12 protein-coding genes are annotated in these 13,414 nt (G+C 72.2%); 5 read left to right on the top strand and 7 right to left on the bottom strand.

What is annotated here, in order from left to right; translation table 11 throughout:
• The first annotated feature begins 8 nt into the window (after nucleotides 1-8).
• Nucleotides 9-386 carry a hypothetical protein gene (locus AB0I79_RS27480; RefSeq protein ID WP_357878215.1) on the top strand — a complete coding sequence of 126 codons (378 nt, stop codon included), beginning with the start codon at nucleotides 9-11 and terminating at the stop codon, nucleotides 384-386.
• Between the two features lie 109 nt (nucleotides 387-495).
• A complete protein-coding gene (locus AB0I79_RS27475; RefSeq protein ID WP_357878212.1) occupies nucleotides 496-1,677 on the top strand; it encodes a serine hydrolase domain-containing protein in 1,182 nt (393 codons plus the stop codon).
• 60 nt (nucleotides 1,678-1,737) lie between these two features.
• Here the strand turns inward: AB0I79_RS27475 and AB0I79_RS27470 are convergent, their stop codons facing one another.
• The 3 genes from AB0I79_RS27470 to clpX form a co-directional block, all read right to left on the bottom strand.
• Entirely contained in the window at nucleotides 1,738-2,394 is a 657-nt protein-coding gene (locus AB0I79_RS27470) for a DUF2071 domain-containing protein (protein WP_357878209.1), read from the bottom strand.
• Between the two features lie 173 nt (nucleotides 2,395-2,567).
• Nucleotides 2,568-3,545: a Ppx/GppA family phosphatase gene (locus AB0I79_RS27465; protein ID WP_357878206.1), complete on the bottom strand. Its 978-nt coding sequence runs from the start codon at nucleotides 3,543-3,545 to the stop codon at nucleotides 2,568-2,570.
• A gap of 287 nt (nucleotides 3,546-3,832) precedes the next feature.
• Nucleotides 3,833-5,119 carry an ATP-dependent Clp protease ATP-binding subunit ClpX gene (gene clpX / locus AB0I79_RS27460; protein ID WP_357878203.1) on the bottom strand — a complete coding sequence of 429 codons (1,287 nt, stop codon included), beginning with the start codon at nucleotides 5,117-5,119 and terminating at the stop codon, nucleotides 3,833-3,835.
• A 585-nt stretch (nucleotides 5,120-5,704) separates the two neighbouring features.
• Here clpX and AB0I79_RS27455 point away from each other — a divergent pair.
• The 3 genes from AB0I79_RS27455 to AB0I79_RS27445 are packed head-to-tail and all read left to right on the top strand — an operon-like array spanning nucleotide 5,705 to nucleotide 8,384.
• On the top strand, nucleotides 5,705-6,526 hold the full coding sequence (locus AB0I79_RS27455) for a CPBP family intramembrane glutamic endopeptidase (RefSeq protein ID WP_357878200.1): 822 nt from the start codon (nucleotides 5,705-5,707) through the stop codon (nucleotides 6,524-6,526).
• On the top strand, nucleotides 6,523-7,728 hold the full coding sequence (locus AB0I79_RS27450) for a histidine kinase (RefSeq protein WP_357878197.1): 1,206 nt from the start codon (nucleotides 6,523-6,525) through the stop codon (nucleotides 7,726-7,728). Before AB0I79_RS27455 ends, AB0I79_RS27450 begins: the two co-directional genes overlap by 4 nt.
• A complete protein-coding gene (locus AB0I79_RS27445) occupies nucleotides 7,725-8,384 on the top strand; it encodes a response regulator transcription factor (RefSeq protein ID WP_357878194.1) in 660 nt (219 codons plus the stop codon). The genes AB0I79_RS27450 and AB0I79_RS27445 overlap by 4 nt, the downstream gene beginning before the upstream one ends.
• A gap of 7 nt (nucleotides 8,385-8,391) precedes the next feature.
• On the opposite strand, the gene AB0I79_RS27440 is transcribed toward AB0I79_RS27445, so the two are convergent.
• Genes AB0I79_RS27440 through AB0I79_RS27425 form a run of 4 tightly spaced genes read right to left on the bottom strand, consistent with a single transcriptional unit; the run spans nucleotide 8,392 to nucleotide 13,413 of the window.
• Nucleotides 8,392-9,558 (bottom strand): ROK family transcriptional regulator, encoded by a 1,167-nt coding sequence (locus AB0I79_RS27440; protein ID WP_357878191.1) that lies wholly within the window; start codon nucleotides 9,556-9,558, stop codon nucleotides 8,392-8,394.
• 58 nt (nucleotides 9,559-9,616) lie between these two features.
• The gene (locus AB0I79_RS27435) at nucleotides 9,617-11,113 is read right to left on the bottom strand and encodes a glycoside hydrolase family 36 protein (RefSeq protein ID WP_357878188.1); all 1,497 of its coding nucleotides are present in this window, start codon (nucleotides 11,111-11,113) and stop codon (nucleotides 9,617-9,619) included.
• Nucleotides 11,114-11,145: 32 nt separating this feature from the next.
• Complete coding sequence (locus tag AB0I79_RS27430; RefSeq protein WP_357878185.1) at nucleotides 11,146-12,513, bottom strand: sugar ABC transporter substrate-binding protein; 1,368 nt, start codon at nucleotides 12,511-12,513, stop codon at nucleotides 11,146-11,148.
• A gap of 18 nt (nucleotides 12,514-12,531) precedes the next feature.
• Complete coding sequence (locus AB0I79_RS27425) at nucleotides 12,532-13,413, bottom strand: carbohydrate ABC transporter permease (protein WP_357878182.1); 882 nt, start codon at nucleotides 13,411-13,413, stop codon at nucleotides 12,532-12,534.
• Between the last annotated feature and the right edge of the window lies 1 nt (nucleotide 13,414).

The following is a 13,414-nucleotide window of genomic DNA, read 5'->3' as shown; positions in this document are numbered from 1 at the left end:
GTGCGCCCATGACCGAGCGCTATCTCGGTGTCCTCGGTGTGGCCGAGGCCCTGGGAGTGAGCCGGCACGCGGTGCACAAGTGGCGCACGCGTTACCCCGGCGGCTCCGAGCATCCGTTCCCCGAGCCGGACGTCGAGGTGGACGGGGCTCCCGGCTGGCGGCCCGATCGGGTGCAGGAGATCGCGCGATGGCGTGCGGGCCTGCCGGGGCGCGGGGCCGGCGGCGGTCGTCCCACCGCCGCGCGCCAGGAGTACCTCAAGGTGGCGATGGCACGCGGCCTCGACCGGGACGAGGCGCTGCGCGCGCTGGCCACGTTCCAGGCGGAGTTCCCCGAGATGAGCGAGGCCGAGCTGTACGCCTGGCTCATCGAGAAGTTCCGCCGCTGACGCCCGCTTTCTTCGCATCACGAACAGAAGGCGATGACGCATGCTCGACAACGGTCCAGAGGCAGGCCCAGAAGTGGGCTCGGGCGCGGGCCCAGAGGTGGGCCCAGGGATGAGCCTTGAGGTGGGCGGGGAGACGGCGCCGGGGTTCGAGGCGGTGCGCGAGGCGTTCGCGGCCAACCTGGCCTCCGGGGCGGAGGTCGGCGCGGCGGTCAGCGTCTACCTGCGCGGACGGAAGGTCGTCGATCTGTGGGGCGGGCTCGCCGACCCGGGAACGGGCCGCCCGTGGGAGCGCGACACCTTGCAGGTCGTCTACTCCACCACCAAGGCGGTGACGGCGGCGTGCGCGTTGCTGCTGGCCCAGCGGGGCGAACTCGACCTCGACGCTCCCGTGGCCCGCTACTGGCCCGAGTTCGCGGCCAACGGCAAGGAACGGATCCCGGTGCGGTGGCTGCTCACCCACCAGGCCGGCCTGCCCGCCCTCGACCACCCGGTCACCCCGGCCGAGGCGATCGCCTGGGATCCCGTGGTGGACGCGCTGGCGGCCCAGCGGCCGTTCTGGGAACCGGGCGCGGAGCACGGTTACCACGCGCAAACCTACGGATGGCTCGTCGGCGAGGTGGTCCGCCGGGTCTGCGGCCGCAGCCTCGGCACGTTCCTCGCCGAGGAGATCGCCCGGCCGCTCGGCCTGGACCTGTGGATCGGCCTGCCCGAGCGGGAGCACCACCGGGTCAGCCGCATCGTCACCGACCCGGGCGGCTTCGACCCCTCCGCCATCGACCTGGCCGCCGTCCCCGAGCCGATGCGGGACGTGATGGCCGCCTACGCCGACCCGGCCTCGCTGACCGTGCGCGCGATGACGGTCGTCCAGCCCGGGCTGGACCACAACGACCCCAGGGCACAGGCCGCCGAGATGCCCGCCACCAACGGCATCTGCACGGCGCGCGCCCTGGCCGCCTTCTACGCCGCCCTCATCGGGGAGGTGAACGGGCACCGCGTCCTCACCCCCGCCACGCTGGCCGCCGCGACCGCGGAACAGGTCGCGGGCCTCGACCGCATCCTGCGCGTGCCCGTCCGCATCGGCACCGGTTTCGGCCTGCCCACCCCGGACGCGTTCTGGTACTCGCCCACGGCCTTCGGGTTCGGCGGTCTCGGCGGCTCCCTCGGCTTCGCCGACCCGCAGAGCGGGCTCGCGTTCGGCTACGTGATGAACCGCATCCGGGACGGCGTACCGGACACGCGGGCGGCACGCCTGCTCGAGGCCGTCAAGGGGGCGGCGCAGGCGCACGCCTGAAGCGCTGTCAAGGAGGCGGTGCCGGCGCGCGCCTGGCGTCCCCGTCTCCTCGGCCGCCCGTCACCAGCTCCACATCCCGATCCGCGTCGGCACCCCGGGAGAGGCGTGCAGGACGGGCTGCCCCTCAGGGGCGGGGAGCCCCGCGGCCTGCACCAGGCTCTGGTCGATGCCGTTCAGGTGGGCGTGGTGCAGCGGCCACGGCGGATGCTCCACCCGGGCGGCGGCGAGCCGGCCGGCCACGAGGGTGAACAGCCGGAACCGGGCGGTCAGGAAGTGCGCCAGCTCGTCGCGCTCGCGCTCCACCAGCGGCACGCCGATCTCCGCGTCCACGTCACACCGCGCGCCGACCGGCCCGGGCAGGCGCCGGCGGCACCTGTACCGGGTACGGCCGTTCTCGGCGTCGACCGACATGTCGGACCAGAAGTAGGGCAGCCAGTAACCCCCTCGCCCGCCGATCGCGGCGGGCAGGAGCCCCGCATCGAGGGAGAAGAACCAGATCCCGGTACGGCCGCGGGCATCGCGCACGTACGTCCGCACGTTCGTCTCCGGGAACGTGGACAGCCACGGCAGCGCCGGAACGCCCGGCACCCGCACGTCCCGCATGAGGAAGCAGGTGAGCCCGACCCACGCCGCCCCGTCGAAGGTCTCGACCCGGAGCTGGGCCGGGAGCAGCGCCTGCACCTGCTCAGGCCGGTAGCGCCAATGGACGAAGGTCATGCGCGACCACCGGTGGTACATCACGGGCAAGGCGACACGGGGTGACGGTGGAGCTCGCATCCCGCACCCCTGCCCGCCGGCGACGCGGGCAATCAGGGAGTTTGTCCGTGTCCGTCAGTCGTGGCAGGCCAAGTGCGGCCGATCCCTTCCTGGAGTCGTTCGCGTGACCCCGGTCAGGCGCTCTCGCCCTGGATCGCGTACAGGTGCCGGGCATGGCCCGCCGAGTGGTGCAGCCGGTCCAGCAGGATGCCTTCGCGCAGCGCCCAGGGGCAGATGCGCACCACCGCCAGGTTCAGGGCCGCCATGGTGGCATCGGCGACGATGGCGCCGGCGAGGATCTGGCGGGCGCGGGCGGCCGAGACGCCCGGGAGCTGCGCGCGCTCCGCGGGCGTCCTGGCGGCCAGGAGCTCGATGGCCCCGCCCAGGTCGACACGGTGGAGCTCGCGGACGACATGGGGCCCCGCCTTCGCCTTCGGCGCCCCGCACAGGCGGGCGAGCTGGGCGAACGTCCTGGACGTCGCGACCGCGGTGGCCTGGCCGATGCGGTGCCTGGCGGAGATGTCGCCGACATCCCTGGCGAGCACCGCTTCCACGTGCGCGCGCAGCCGCTTGCGGTGCTTCCGCTTCACCCGCTCGGGGTCCGGCAGGTGGTGGCGGGTCAGCCGCCCGGCGCCCAGAGGGAGGGAGAGCGCCAGGTCAGGGGTCTCGCCGCTGCCGTAGGCGAGCTCCATGGAGCCGCCGCCGATGTCGGCCAGCAGGATCGGCCCCGCCGACCAGCCGAACCAGTGCCTGGCCGCCAGGAAGGTCAGCCTGGCCTCCTGCTCGGCGTCCAGATAGCCGACGCGGACCCCCGAGGTGGCCCGGATCTCCGTCAGGATCGCGTCGCGGTTGGCGGCGTCCCGGACGGCCGAGGTGGCGTACGGCACCAGCTCGTGCACCCGGTGCTGGGCCGCGACGGCGGCCGCCTCCCTGACGGCCTCGGTCAGCCGGTCGATCCCCGCCCGCCCGATGATCCCGTCCCGGCTGATCGCCTCGGCCAGGCGGATCTGGCGTTTCAGCGTGGCCACCGGTTGCGGCGGATAACCCGCTGTGAGGTCGGCGATACGTAAATAGGCGGCATTGGAGCCGATGTCGAGAACGCCGAGTCGCATGGTCAGGCGAATACCCGGCAATGACGCGGACAATCTTCGCGAGCCCGTCCGGAACGAATTTCTCCGGTTAACGAGCGTGTTCACTCGCGGCCGTCAATGGGATTGTCCGGTGGGGCCCTCGGCGGGTTTCGGCACGTTATTGCCGGTGTTAAGAGTGCGCAGTAAAGCAGCGCCCCGCCTCGGCTGGCATCACGCCGCCGCGGCCATTCCCGCTGTGGCGCCACGCCCGCCCGGCAGTTACGCCCGCCCGGCAGTTACGCCCGCCCGGCAGTTACGCCCGCCGGTAGTTACGCCGACTGCTCCTGGGGGCCGCGTTTCCTGGCCATGGCGGCGCGCCCGAGGGGGATCAGGCTCGGGTTGACGCTCTGCAGCACCGCGTCCTCGGTGATCAGCACGCGGGTCACGTCGGTGCGGCTGGGCACGTCGTACATCACCGGCAGCAGCACCTCCTCCATGATGGCCCGCAGCCCGCGCGCTCCGGTGCCGCGCAGCAGCGCCAGCTCCGCGATCGCCTCCAGCGCGTCGCGGGTGAACTCGAGGTCCACTCCGTCCAGCTCCAACAGCCGCGCGTACTGCTTGACGAGCGCGTTCCTGGGCTCGGTCAGGATCTGGACGAGGGCCGCGCGATCGAGGTCGTGCACCGTCGTGATGACCGGCAGGCGCCCGACGAACTCCGGGATCATCCCGTACTTGACCAGGTCCTCCGGCATGAGCGCCGCCAGCGAGCCGCCGCCTGGCTGCTCGCCCGCCGGGCGCAGCACCGAGCCGAAGCCCGTCCTCCTGTGCCCGGCGCGCTGCTCGACGAGCTGCTCCAGGCCCGCGAAGGCGCCCCCGCAGATGAACAGGACGTTGGTGGTGTCGATCCGGATGAACTCCTGCTGCGGATGCTTGCGCCCGCCCTGCGGCGGCACCGACGCGGTGGTGCCCTCCAGGATCCGCAGCAGCGCCTGCTGGACGCCCTCGCCCGACACGTCCCTGGTGATCGAGGGGTTCTCGCTCTTGCGGGCGATCTTGTCGATCTCGTCGATGTAGACGATGCCGGTCTCGGCCTTGCGTACGTCGTGGCCGGCGGCCTGGATGAGCTTGAGCAGGATGTTCTCGACGTCCTCGCCGACGTAGCCGGCCTCGGTGAGCGCCGTCGCGTCGGCGATCGCGAACGGCAGGTCGAGCAGCTTGGCGAGGGTCTGCGCCAGGAGCGTCTTGCCCGATCCCGACGGCCCGAGCAGCAGGATGTTGGACTTCGCGAGCTCGACGTCGTCGCCGCGCGAGCCGGTGTTGCCGGAGAAGATGCGCTTGTAGTGGTTGTAGACGGTGACCGAGAGCGTCTTCTTGGCCTTCTCCTGGCCGACGACGTGCGCGTCGAGGAACGCGTAGATCTCGTGCGGCTTGGGCAGATCGTCGCGCCTGACCTCGGAGGTATCCTCGGTTTCCTCCTCGATGATCTCGTTGCAGATCTCGATGCACTCTTGGCAGATGTAGACGCCGGGGCCGGCGATGAGCCTTCTGACCTGCCGCTGGCTCTTGTCGCAGAACGAGCACTTGAGCTGATCCGCACGATCACCGAGGCGCGCCATTTCCATCGCTCCTTCGCCGGGGCCTTTTTGCCCGGCCAGAACACCACCCACCGTGACGGGTTCGGGGGGCAGAGAGACATTCGCAGGTCAAGGTGTGGTGATGGTGGACATCCGCTTGCCTTGACCTTCCGCTCGGGGCGAGGATCCCGGGCGGACGAACGAGGATTTCTGCGTTTTTCGCTCCACAGCGTACACGTCCGGGGCGCGCCCGCGACAGGCTGCGCGGGCGGACGATCACGGTGCCGGACGGGCCCGCCGTAAATGGCCGGCCGGGACCCGGGAATTTCGGCTCGGAAAGAGTTGACGCCGGCGGGTGCGCTTTATGCCCCGGCCGATCGGGAGGTCGAATTCGGCCATTCAGCCGGGTGCGCGAGTGGATTCCCCGCGCCCGCTGTGCCGCGCCCGCTGTGCCGCGCTCGCCGTGCCGCACTCGGCGCCGGGCCGGGGCGGTCGCAGGGTGTCTGTCCCCCGTGAGAGCTACCCGCGACTGTCCACCGGGCGGTGACGCTTCCAGGCCGCCGGATCCCTAGCGTTCTCGGCGTGACCGCGGCGCACCGGCCGCGGGAGGTCGCAAGGGGAGTCGTCATGCGTCTGTTGAAGCAACTCGTGCCCGCGGCGCTGGTCGCCGCCGCCGGTGGCGCGGCCGTGCAGGCGGTGGGGGGAGATCCGTACCTCACCCTGGTCCTCGGCGTCGCGACGGCCGCGCTCGCGCTGTTCGTGTACGCCCGGACCGTGCGCTGGTCCGAGGGCCGCGCGCCGGACGAGGTGGCCGTGGCGGGCGCCGTCGCCGCCACCGGCCGCGGGATGCTGATCGGTGCCGGGATGTTCGCGGCCGTCATCTTGAACATCGCCTTCGTGGGGGGCTACCGGGTCGACGGCATGGGGTCGGTGACGGGCGCGGTGGCGATGGTCGGGTTCATGGCCGCCGCCGCCGTGACGGAGGAGGTCCTCTTCCGCGGCATCCTGTTCAGGATCGTCGAGGAGCGCATCGGCACGTTGCTCGCGCTGGTGCTGACGGGGGTGCTGTTCGGCCTGATGCACCTGTTCAACGCGCACGCCACCCTGTGGGGCGCGATCGCCATCGCGATCGAGGCCGGCGGCATGCTCGCCGCCGCGTACGCCGCCACCCGCACCCTGTGGCTGCCGATCGGCCTGCACTTCGGCTGGAACTTCGCCGCGGCCGGCATCTTCGCCACCGAGGTCTCGGGCAGCGGCGCGTCGGAGGGGCTGCTGAACGGTGTGACGTCGGGCCCGGCCCTGCTCACCGGTGGCGAGTTCGGGCCGGAGGCGAGCCCGTACGCGGTGGTGTTCGGCCTGCTGCTGACGGCCGTGTTCCTGTGGCTGGCCCGCCGGCGCGGCAATCTGGTCCCGCTCCGGCGCCGCGCGACCGCTACGCTCTCCCGGTGACCGGCCTCAGGCGAGTTGCGGAGCGGCGTGCCCGCTACGCCCTCCCGACGATCGACCTCCGGCGAGTCACGGAGCTGTGGCAGCGGTGCGACGTCACGGTCCGGGACCTGCCGTTCGGGCTGCTGCTGGCCGCCGTGTCGCTGCTCCCGGCGCTCCACGGCAAGGGGACGCAGGTCGGCGACCTGCCGGCCCGCCCCTTCGACGAGCTGGCGATCCTGGCGATCGCCCTGCAGACCCTCCCGCTCGCGGTGCGCCGGCGGTGGCCGGCCGTCTGCCTCGTCCTGGTGTCGCTCGGCTTCGTCCTCGACCAGATCCGCGCGTACCACGTGCTGGCGAGCAACGCGATGCCCATCGCGCTCATCAGCGCGGGCGCCCATCTGGAGCGCGGCCGGCGCGTCACCGTGGCCGTGCTCTCCGCGGCGTACGTGCCGCTGGCGGTCGTGCTCAACCGGCTGGGCGCGACCGAGCGGCCGGAAGGGTACGTGGTGTTCTACCTGGCGTTGGCCCTCGCCTGGGGCATCGGCGTCTGGCTGCGCTCCAGCCGGGCCGCCGAGGCCGAACGCCGCCGCCACCTCGCCGAGGCCACCCGCGCCGCCGAGCGCACCCGCATCGCCCGCGAGCTGCACGACGTCGTGACCCACCACGTGACGGCGATGGTCGTCCAGGCCGAGGCCGCCCGCTACCTGACCGCCGCGCCGGACCGCCTCGACGCGGCCCTGAGCGCCGTCACCGACACCGGCCGCCGGGCCATCACCGACCTGCGGCACATGCTGGACCTGCTCAACCCCGGCCACGACACCGACGGCAGGACTCCGTCCGCCGGCGACCTGCACGCGCTCGTGGAGCGGACACGCCAGGCCGGGCAGCCGGTGGAGCTCGCCGAGGAGGGCGACCGCGCCGAAACGGCGGGCAGCGCCGAGTTCGTCACCTATAGGGTCGTGCAGGAAGCCCTGACGAATGCCCTCAAACACGCCCACGGCAGCCGCACCGTGGTTCACGTGCGCTACGGCCGGAAGGAGATCAGCGTGGCGGTCAGCACCGACGGCCCGGGATCCCGGGCCGCCTCTCCCGGAGGGAGCGGGCGAGGCCTGGCCGGGCTCCGCGAGCGGGTCGAGGCCCTCGGCGGCGAGTTCAGCGCCGACCGGCAGGAGGGCGGCGGCTTCCTCGTGAAGGCCCGCGTCCCCGCGGGGAGCCCGGCGTGACCGCGCCGGTCCGGGTCCTGGTCTGCGACGACCAGGCGCTGATCCGCACCGGTTTCGCCACCATCATCGACGCCCAGCCCGACCTGGAGGTGGTGGGCGAGTGCGGCGACGGCCGCGCCGCGGTCGACCTCGCCGGCCGGCTGAGCCCCGACATCGTGGTCATGGACGTGCGCATGCCGGTGCTCGACGGCATCGAGGCGACCCGCCTGCTGGCCGGCGCCGGGGTGGCGGACCCCGTCAAGGTGCTCGTGGTGACCACGTTCAACCTGGACGAGTACGTCTACGAGGCGCTGCGCGCGGGGGCCAGCGGATTCCTGCTCAAGGACGCCCCGCCGGGGCAGCTCCTGCACGGCATCCGCACCGTCGCGGCCGGCGCCGCGCTGCTGGCGCCGGAGGTGACCCGGCAGCTCGTCGGCAGGTACGCCTCCCGGATCCGTCCCGCCGAGCACAACTCCGACGACGTCGCGCTGACCCCGCGCGAGCTGGAGGTGCTGCGCCTCATCGCCGACGGTCTGTCCAACAGCGAGATCGCCGCCACGCTGGTGATCAGCCAGGAGACCGTCAAGACGTACGTGTCGCGCATCCTCACCAAGCTCGACCTGCGTGACCGCGTGCAGGCGGTGGTCTACGCCTACCGCAACGGCCTGGTGACCTGAGTCCTGGTCAGGCGCGCGGGGCGGCCGGCGCGGGCAGGCCCGCCTCGAACAGGCGGGCGTCCACCTCGTTGAGCGCCAGGCGCAGCGCGCCCAGGGCGACGCTCTCGGCGCCCAGCGTGGAGGCGCGGATCTCGGGGACGCGCAGGCAGGTGCGGCCGAGCTCGCGGGCGAGCTGGTCGAGGATGAGGTCGGCGGAGCGGGAGAAGCCGCCGCCGAGGACGACGACCTGCGGGTCGAGGGTGAGCACCAGGGCGGCGGTGCCGACGGCGAGGTCGCGGGTGTAACGGCGGACGGCGGTCCTGGCCGCCTTGTCGCCGGAGCGGGCGGCGTTGAACACCCAGGCGGCCGCGTCGTCGGTGTCGATGCCCGCGGGCAGGCTCGGGCAGCTCTCCAGGTGAGAGGGCGCGGTGAGCCAGCGGACGGCGCGCAGCGCGCCGATCTCGCCCGCGGCGCCGCCGTAGCCGCGCCGCAGCGTGCCGTCGATGATCAGGCCGGCGCCGGTGCGCATGCCCGCCAGCAGGTAGACGATGTCGTCGGCGTCGCGGGCCGCCCCCTGCCAGCGCTCGGCGAGCGCGGCCAGCTTGCAGTCGTTCTCCACCTGGACGGGGCAGGAGAACCGCGCGGCCAGATGCTCGGCCGGGCTCACGCTCTCCCACCCGGGCAGCGGCGTGAACAGGGCGGTACGGCCGCTGGCGTCGACCGGCCCCGTCACCCCGACGCTGATCGCCCAGATCTCGTCGGGGCGCAGGCCGGCCGCGGCCAGGCACTCGTCGACGGCCGCGTCGACGACGGCCAGCCGCGCCGCCGGGTCGGCGTCGGGGCCGACCGGCAGCCGGCTGGTCGCCGCGACCGTGCCGTCGAGGTCGGCGAGCATCGCCAGCACCTTGTGGGCGCCGACGTCCACGCCGACCACGTGACCGGTGCCGGCGTTGAACCGGTAGCGTCGGGCGGGGCGCCCGACGATGCTGCTGCCGTCGGGCTCGACGACGGTGAGCCACCCGTCGGCGACCAGGCCCTGCACGATGACGTCCGTGCCCGGCCGGGACAGCCCGGTGCGGGTGGCCAGCTCCGTGACGGTGGACGGCGGGTTGCCCCGCAGCGCCCTGACGATGCTGAGCGCGTTGAGCTCTCGCATCCGGTTCACGTCCGTCCCGGTCGTGACCTGCTCGGTCACCGTCGCCCCCTAGATCCCCTGACTAACGATGCGCTCTTGACAAAAGGGTAATGCGACCTCAGGAGATCGGATACCACTGCCCGTCAGGGGCGACGGCCGGGCCGAAGTCCACCTCCCTGCCGTCGACGGCGAACACGTACCGGCCCTTGCGCACGACGGCCGGGCTGGCCGACAGGTACGCCGTCATGTCCGCCAGCTCCTCCTCCCGCAGCCACGCGGGCGGGTCGGACACCGCCCGGAAGCCGCACACCGTGGCCAGGTCGCGCAGCCAGCCGAGCTGCTGCTCGCTGAGCAGGTTGAGGCGGCTGCGGAAGTACACCACGTCCGGGTCCACCTCGGCCAGCGGCGCGTGCCACAGCCGGTGCAGCGTGTTGACCACGGCGTTGCGCGCCATCGCGTCGGACGGGTCGTCGCTGGCGTAGTTCTGCCACATCGGCGCCACGTCGGGGCCGCTGCGCAACCCGTCGAGCAGGCCGAGCGAGGGCAGCAGGATCGCGCCGCTGCCCAGCAGGTACACCTCCGGTCCCGCCGTCCGCCTGATCAGCTCCAGCGCCTCCCGGTAGGCGCGCTCGCGGCCGAGCCCGCCCTGCCGCACGCCGGGGGCGGCGCCCGCGTTGATGAAGTCGAGCTTGAGGTAGCGGAAACCCCACTCGTGCACGACCCGCCGGATGAGCCGCTCCACGTGCTCGAGCGCCTCGGGCTTGGACAGGTCCAGCGCCCAGTAGCCGGTGCCCCAGTTGTATCCGGCGATCACGGGCTCGCCCCGCTCGTCGCGCAGCAGCAGCTCGGGCCGCTCGCGCGCGGTGCGCGAGCCCGGCAGCACGATGAACGGGGCCAGCCACAGCCCCGGCGTCATCCCGGCGCCGGCGATCCGGTCGGCCAGGGCGCGCATCCCGGATGGGAACCCGGAGTTCGGCTCCCAGTCGCCGACCATCTCCTCCCAGCCGTCGTCGACCTGCAGCACGTCGAACGGCAGCCCGTTCAGCGCGTCGATGTCCTTGGCCAGGATCGACTCGGTGATGCCCTCGTAGTAGGCGTACCAGCTGCACCAGACGTTGCCCGCGCGGTGCCCGCCGGTGCCCAGGCGGGCGGCCAGCGCGCGGGTGTAGGCGCCGAAGACCTCCTCCTCTTCGCCGTAGGCGAGGAACCACGGCGCCCCGTCCTCCTCGTACCAGCCGGCGAGCGTGTCGCGGTCGGCCGTCAGGCGTGGGGTGCCGATGCCGAGCGCGCCGAGCAGCAGGACCCGCCCGTCGTCGCCCTGCAGGGCGGCTACGGCCGAGGAGTGGTGGCGGGCCGGGTCGTCCCAGACGGGGTCGTCGGCGGTGGTGCGGCGCCGCGGGTCGGCGATGCGCAGCGGCGGCTCGGACAGCCGCCGCCACCCGCACGGGCTCCACGAGTTCTGCCCGTGCCGGTAGAACAGCGCGTCGCCGAGGCCGTGCAGCACGGCCACCCGGCCCGGCGGCAGCACGAGCCCGCCGTCGATCTTCTCCAGTGGCTCGGAGCCGGTCGGCTCAAGGGCTACGGTACGGCCTGCCAGCTCGACGAGCAGCGGCATGATGCTCCTTTTCTCGGTGTACGTCGCTTCGATCAGGTGAACAGCGCGTTGACCTGGTCGTTGGCCTTCTTCAGCCCCTCGGCGGTGCCGATCTGGCCGAGGACGATCGAGTGGATGGCGTCCTGCACGATCTGGCTGATCTCGTTGCCGTGGTCGGTGATGGGCAGCAGGAACGTGCCGCCCTGCGTCTTGGTCGGGTCGAGGTACGCCTTCACGTCACGCCCCTTGGCCTCGTGGGCGGCCGCGGCCTTCTCGCTGGCCGTCTTGACTGCGGGGAAGACGACGGCGTTGTACGCGACGATGTTCTGGCAGTCGGCCGAGCCGAGGTACTTCACCCACTTCCACGCCTCCTCCTTGTGCTCCGTGCCGGCGAAGATCGCGTCGGACAGGCCGTTGATGGCGGTCTTGCGCACGCCGGCCGGGCCGAGGGGCATCGGCGCGAGGGCGAACTTCTGCTCGGCGTCGGGGCCGAGGAAGGTGTTGATCGTCCACGAACCGGCGAAGGACATCGCGCCCTTGCCGGCGTTGAGCACCGCGTCCCTGCCCAGGGTGGACTGCTTGTCGAACTTCGGCGCGTACCCCTTGTCGATGAGCTGCTTGTACCAGTCGATGACCTGGGCGAGCTTGGGGTCGTCGTACTTGTACTGCGTGCCCCAGGGGTTCTTGTCGAGGTAGGTCCAGCCGTTGGCCACGGCCAGGTCGCCCCAGCCGTTCTGGCCCTGGGAGCCGTCGCCCCACTCGGGCAGGAAGCCGTACACCTTGACCTTGGTCTTGTCGAAGGCCGGGTCGAGGCCGTTGCGGCCGCTCTCGTCCACCGTGAGCTTGGCGACGACCTGCTGGAGCGTGCCACCGTCGGTGGGGTTCCAGGTGAGCTCGGCCATCTCGTCCGGCTTGACCTTCTGCTCCTCCAGCATCGTGCTGTTGTAGACGAGCGCGACGGTGTCCCAGTCCTTGGGCAGGCCGTACCGCTTGCCGTCCTTGACCCACAGGTCGGCCAGGCCCTCCTGGTACCGGGTCAGGTCGACCTTGTCGCGGGTCACGAACGGCTGGATGTCCAGGATCTGGCCGCTGCTGACGAACTGCGGGTAGTAGGAGCCGTGGTCGGTCCACACGTCCGGGGCCTGGCCGGCGGCGAGCTGGGTGGTGAGGTTCTGCCAGTACTGCGCCCACGCCGTCTGGGTGATCTTGACGGAGATGTTCGGGTTGGCCTTCTGGAAGGCGTCGGCGCAGGCCTGGTACGCCGGGAGCTGCTTGTCGTCCCAGAGCCAGTAGTCGATCGTGACCTTGCCGCCGGCCGCGCCGCTCTGCGGGTCGCCGTCGCCGCCGGAGCCGCAGGCGGCGAGCGTGCCGGCCAGTGCCAGCGACAGCAGCGCCATGCCTGCCCGCTTGGTGGTGTTCATGATGCCTCTTTCGGGGGGTTACTTGATTCCGGAGAAGTTGAGCGACTGGACCAGCCGCCGGCCGAGGAGAATCAGCAGGATCAGGACCGGCAGCACCGAGAGGGTCGAGCCGGCCATGAGACCGGTCCAGTCGGGGCGGGTGTTGGGCGACTGCTGCAGGAAGACGCCGAGCGCGACGGTCAGGACGCGGGTCTCCTCCTCACGCCCGACCAGCAGCGGCCACAGGTAGTCCTTCCACGCCCACACCGTGGTGGTGAGCCCGATGGTGATCAGCGGCCCGCGGCTCATCGGCAGCACGATGCGCCAGAAGATGCCCCACGCGCCGTTGCCGTCGAGCCGGGCCGCCTCCTCCACGTCGCGCGGGATGGACAGGAAGAACTGCCGCAGGAAGAAGACCGCGAACGGGGTCATCAGGATCGACGGCGCCACCATGCCGGCGAACGTGTTCACCCAGTCGAGGTTCTTCACCAGCACGAAGTTGGGCAGCAGCGTGAAGATCGGCGGCACCATGAGCGCCGCGATCATGACGCCGAAGACCAGCTCGCGGCCGGGGAAGCGGAGCCGGGCGAACGCGTACCCGGCCATCGCGCAGAAGAACGTCTGCAGCGTCGCGATCAGGCCGCTGTAGACGACGGAGTTGAGCAGGTAGCGGGCGAAGTCGATCTGCGCGCCGGATCCGCCCGCCGCGCGCGCCTCCTCCTGGCTGGTGAGCCCGAGGATGCGCTGGAAGTTCACCAGGGTCGGGTTGCTGGGGAACAGGGCGCCGCTGTCGGCGTAGAGGTCGGCGGCGGGGGTGAGCGCCGTGCGGACCATCCAGTAGAAGGGGAAGATCGTGAGCACCAGGGCCACGACCAGGACGGCCCAGGCGGGCAGCCGGCCGAGAGTGGAGATGCGCCGCATC

The organism is Nonomuraea sp. NPDC050202 (assembly GCF_040656115.1).
GTDB lineage: Bacteria > Actinomycetota > Actinomycetes > Streptosporangiales > Streptosporangiaceae > Nonomuraea.
The sequence above is the reverse complement of the archived record's forward strand: the minus strand, read 5'-3'. Positions and strand labels throughout refer to the sequence as shown.

Excerpts from the sequence above, each read along its gene's own strand:
- AB0I79_RS27475 (WP_357878212.1), top strand. The coding sequence starts at position 496 with ATGAGCCTTGAGGTGGGCGGGGAGACGGCGCCGGGGTTCGAGGCGGTG.
- AB0I79_RS27480 (WP_357878215.1), top strand. The coding sequence starts at position 9 with ATGACCGAGCGCTATCTCGGTGTCCTCGGTGTGGCCGAGGCCCTGGGA.
- AB0I79_RS27425 (WP_357878182.1), bottom strand. The coding sequence starts at position 13,413 with ATGCGGCGCATCTCCACTCTCGGCCGGCTGCCCGCCTGGGCCGTCCTG.
- AB0I79_RS27470 (WP_357878209.1), bottom strand. The coding sequence starts at position 2,394 with ATGACCTTCGTCCATTGGCGCTACCGGCCTGAGCAGGTGCAGGCGCTG.
- clpX (WP_357878203.1), bottom strand. The coding sequence starts at position 5,119 with ATGGCGCGCCTCGGTGATCGTGCGGATCAGCTCAAGTGCTCGTTCTGC.
- AB0I79_RS27435 (WP_357878188.1), bottom strand. The coding sequence starts at position 11,113 with ATGCCGCTGCTCGTCGAGCTGGCAGGCCGTACCGTAGCCCTTGAGCCG.
- AB0I79_RS27430 (WP_357878185.1), bottom strand. The coding sequence starts at position 12,513 with ATGAACACCACCAAGCGGGCAGGCATGGCGCTGCTGTCGCTGGCACTG.
- AB0I79_RS27455 (WP_357878200.1), top strand. The coding sequence starts at position 5,705 with ATGCGTCTGTTGAAGCAACTCGTGCCCGCGGCGCTGGTCGCCGCCGCC.
- AB0I79_RS27465 (WP_357878206.1), bottom strand. The coding sequence starts at position 3,545 with ATGCGACTCGGCGTTCTCGACATCGGCTCCAATGCCGCCTATTTACGT.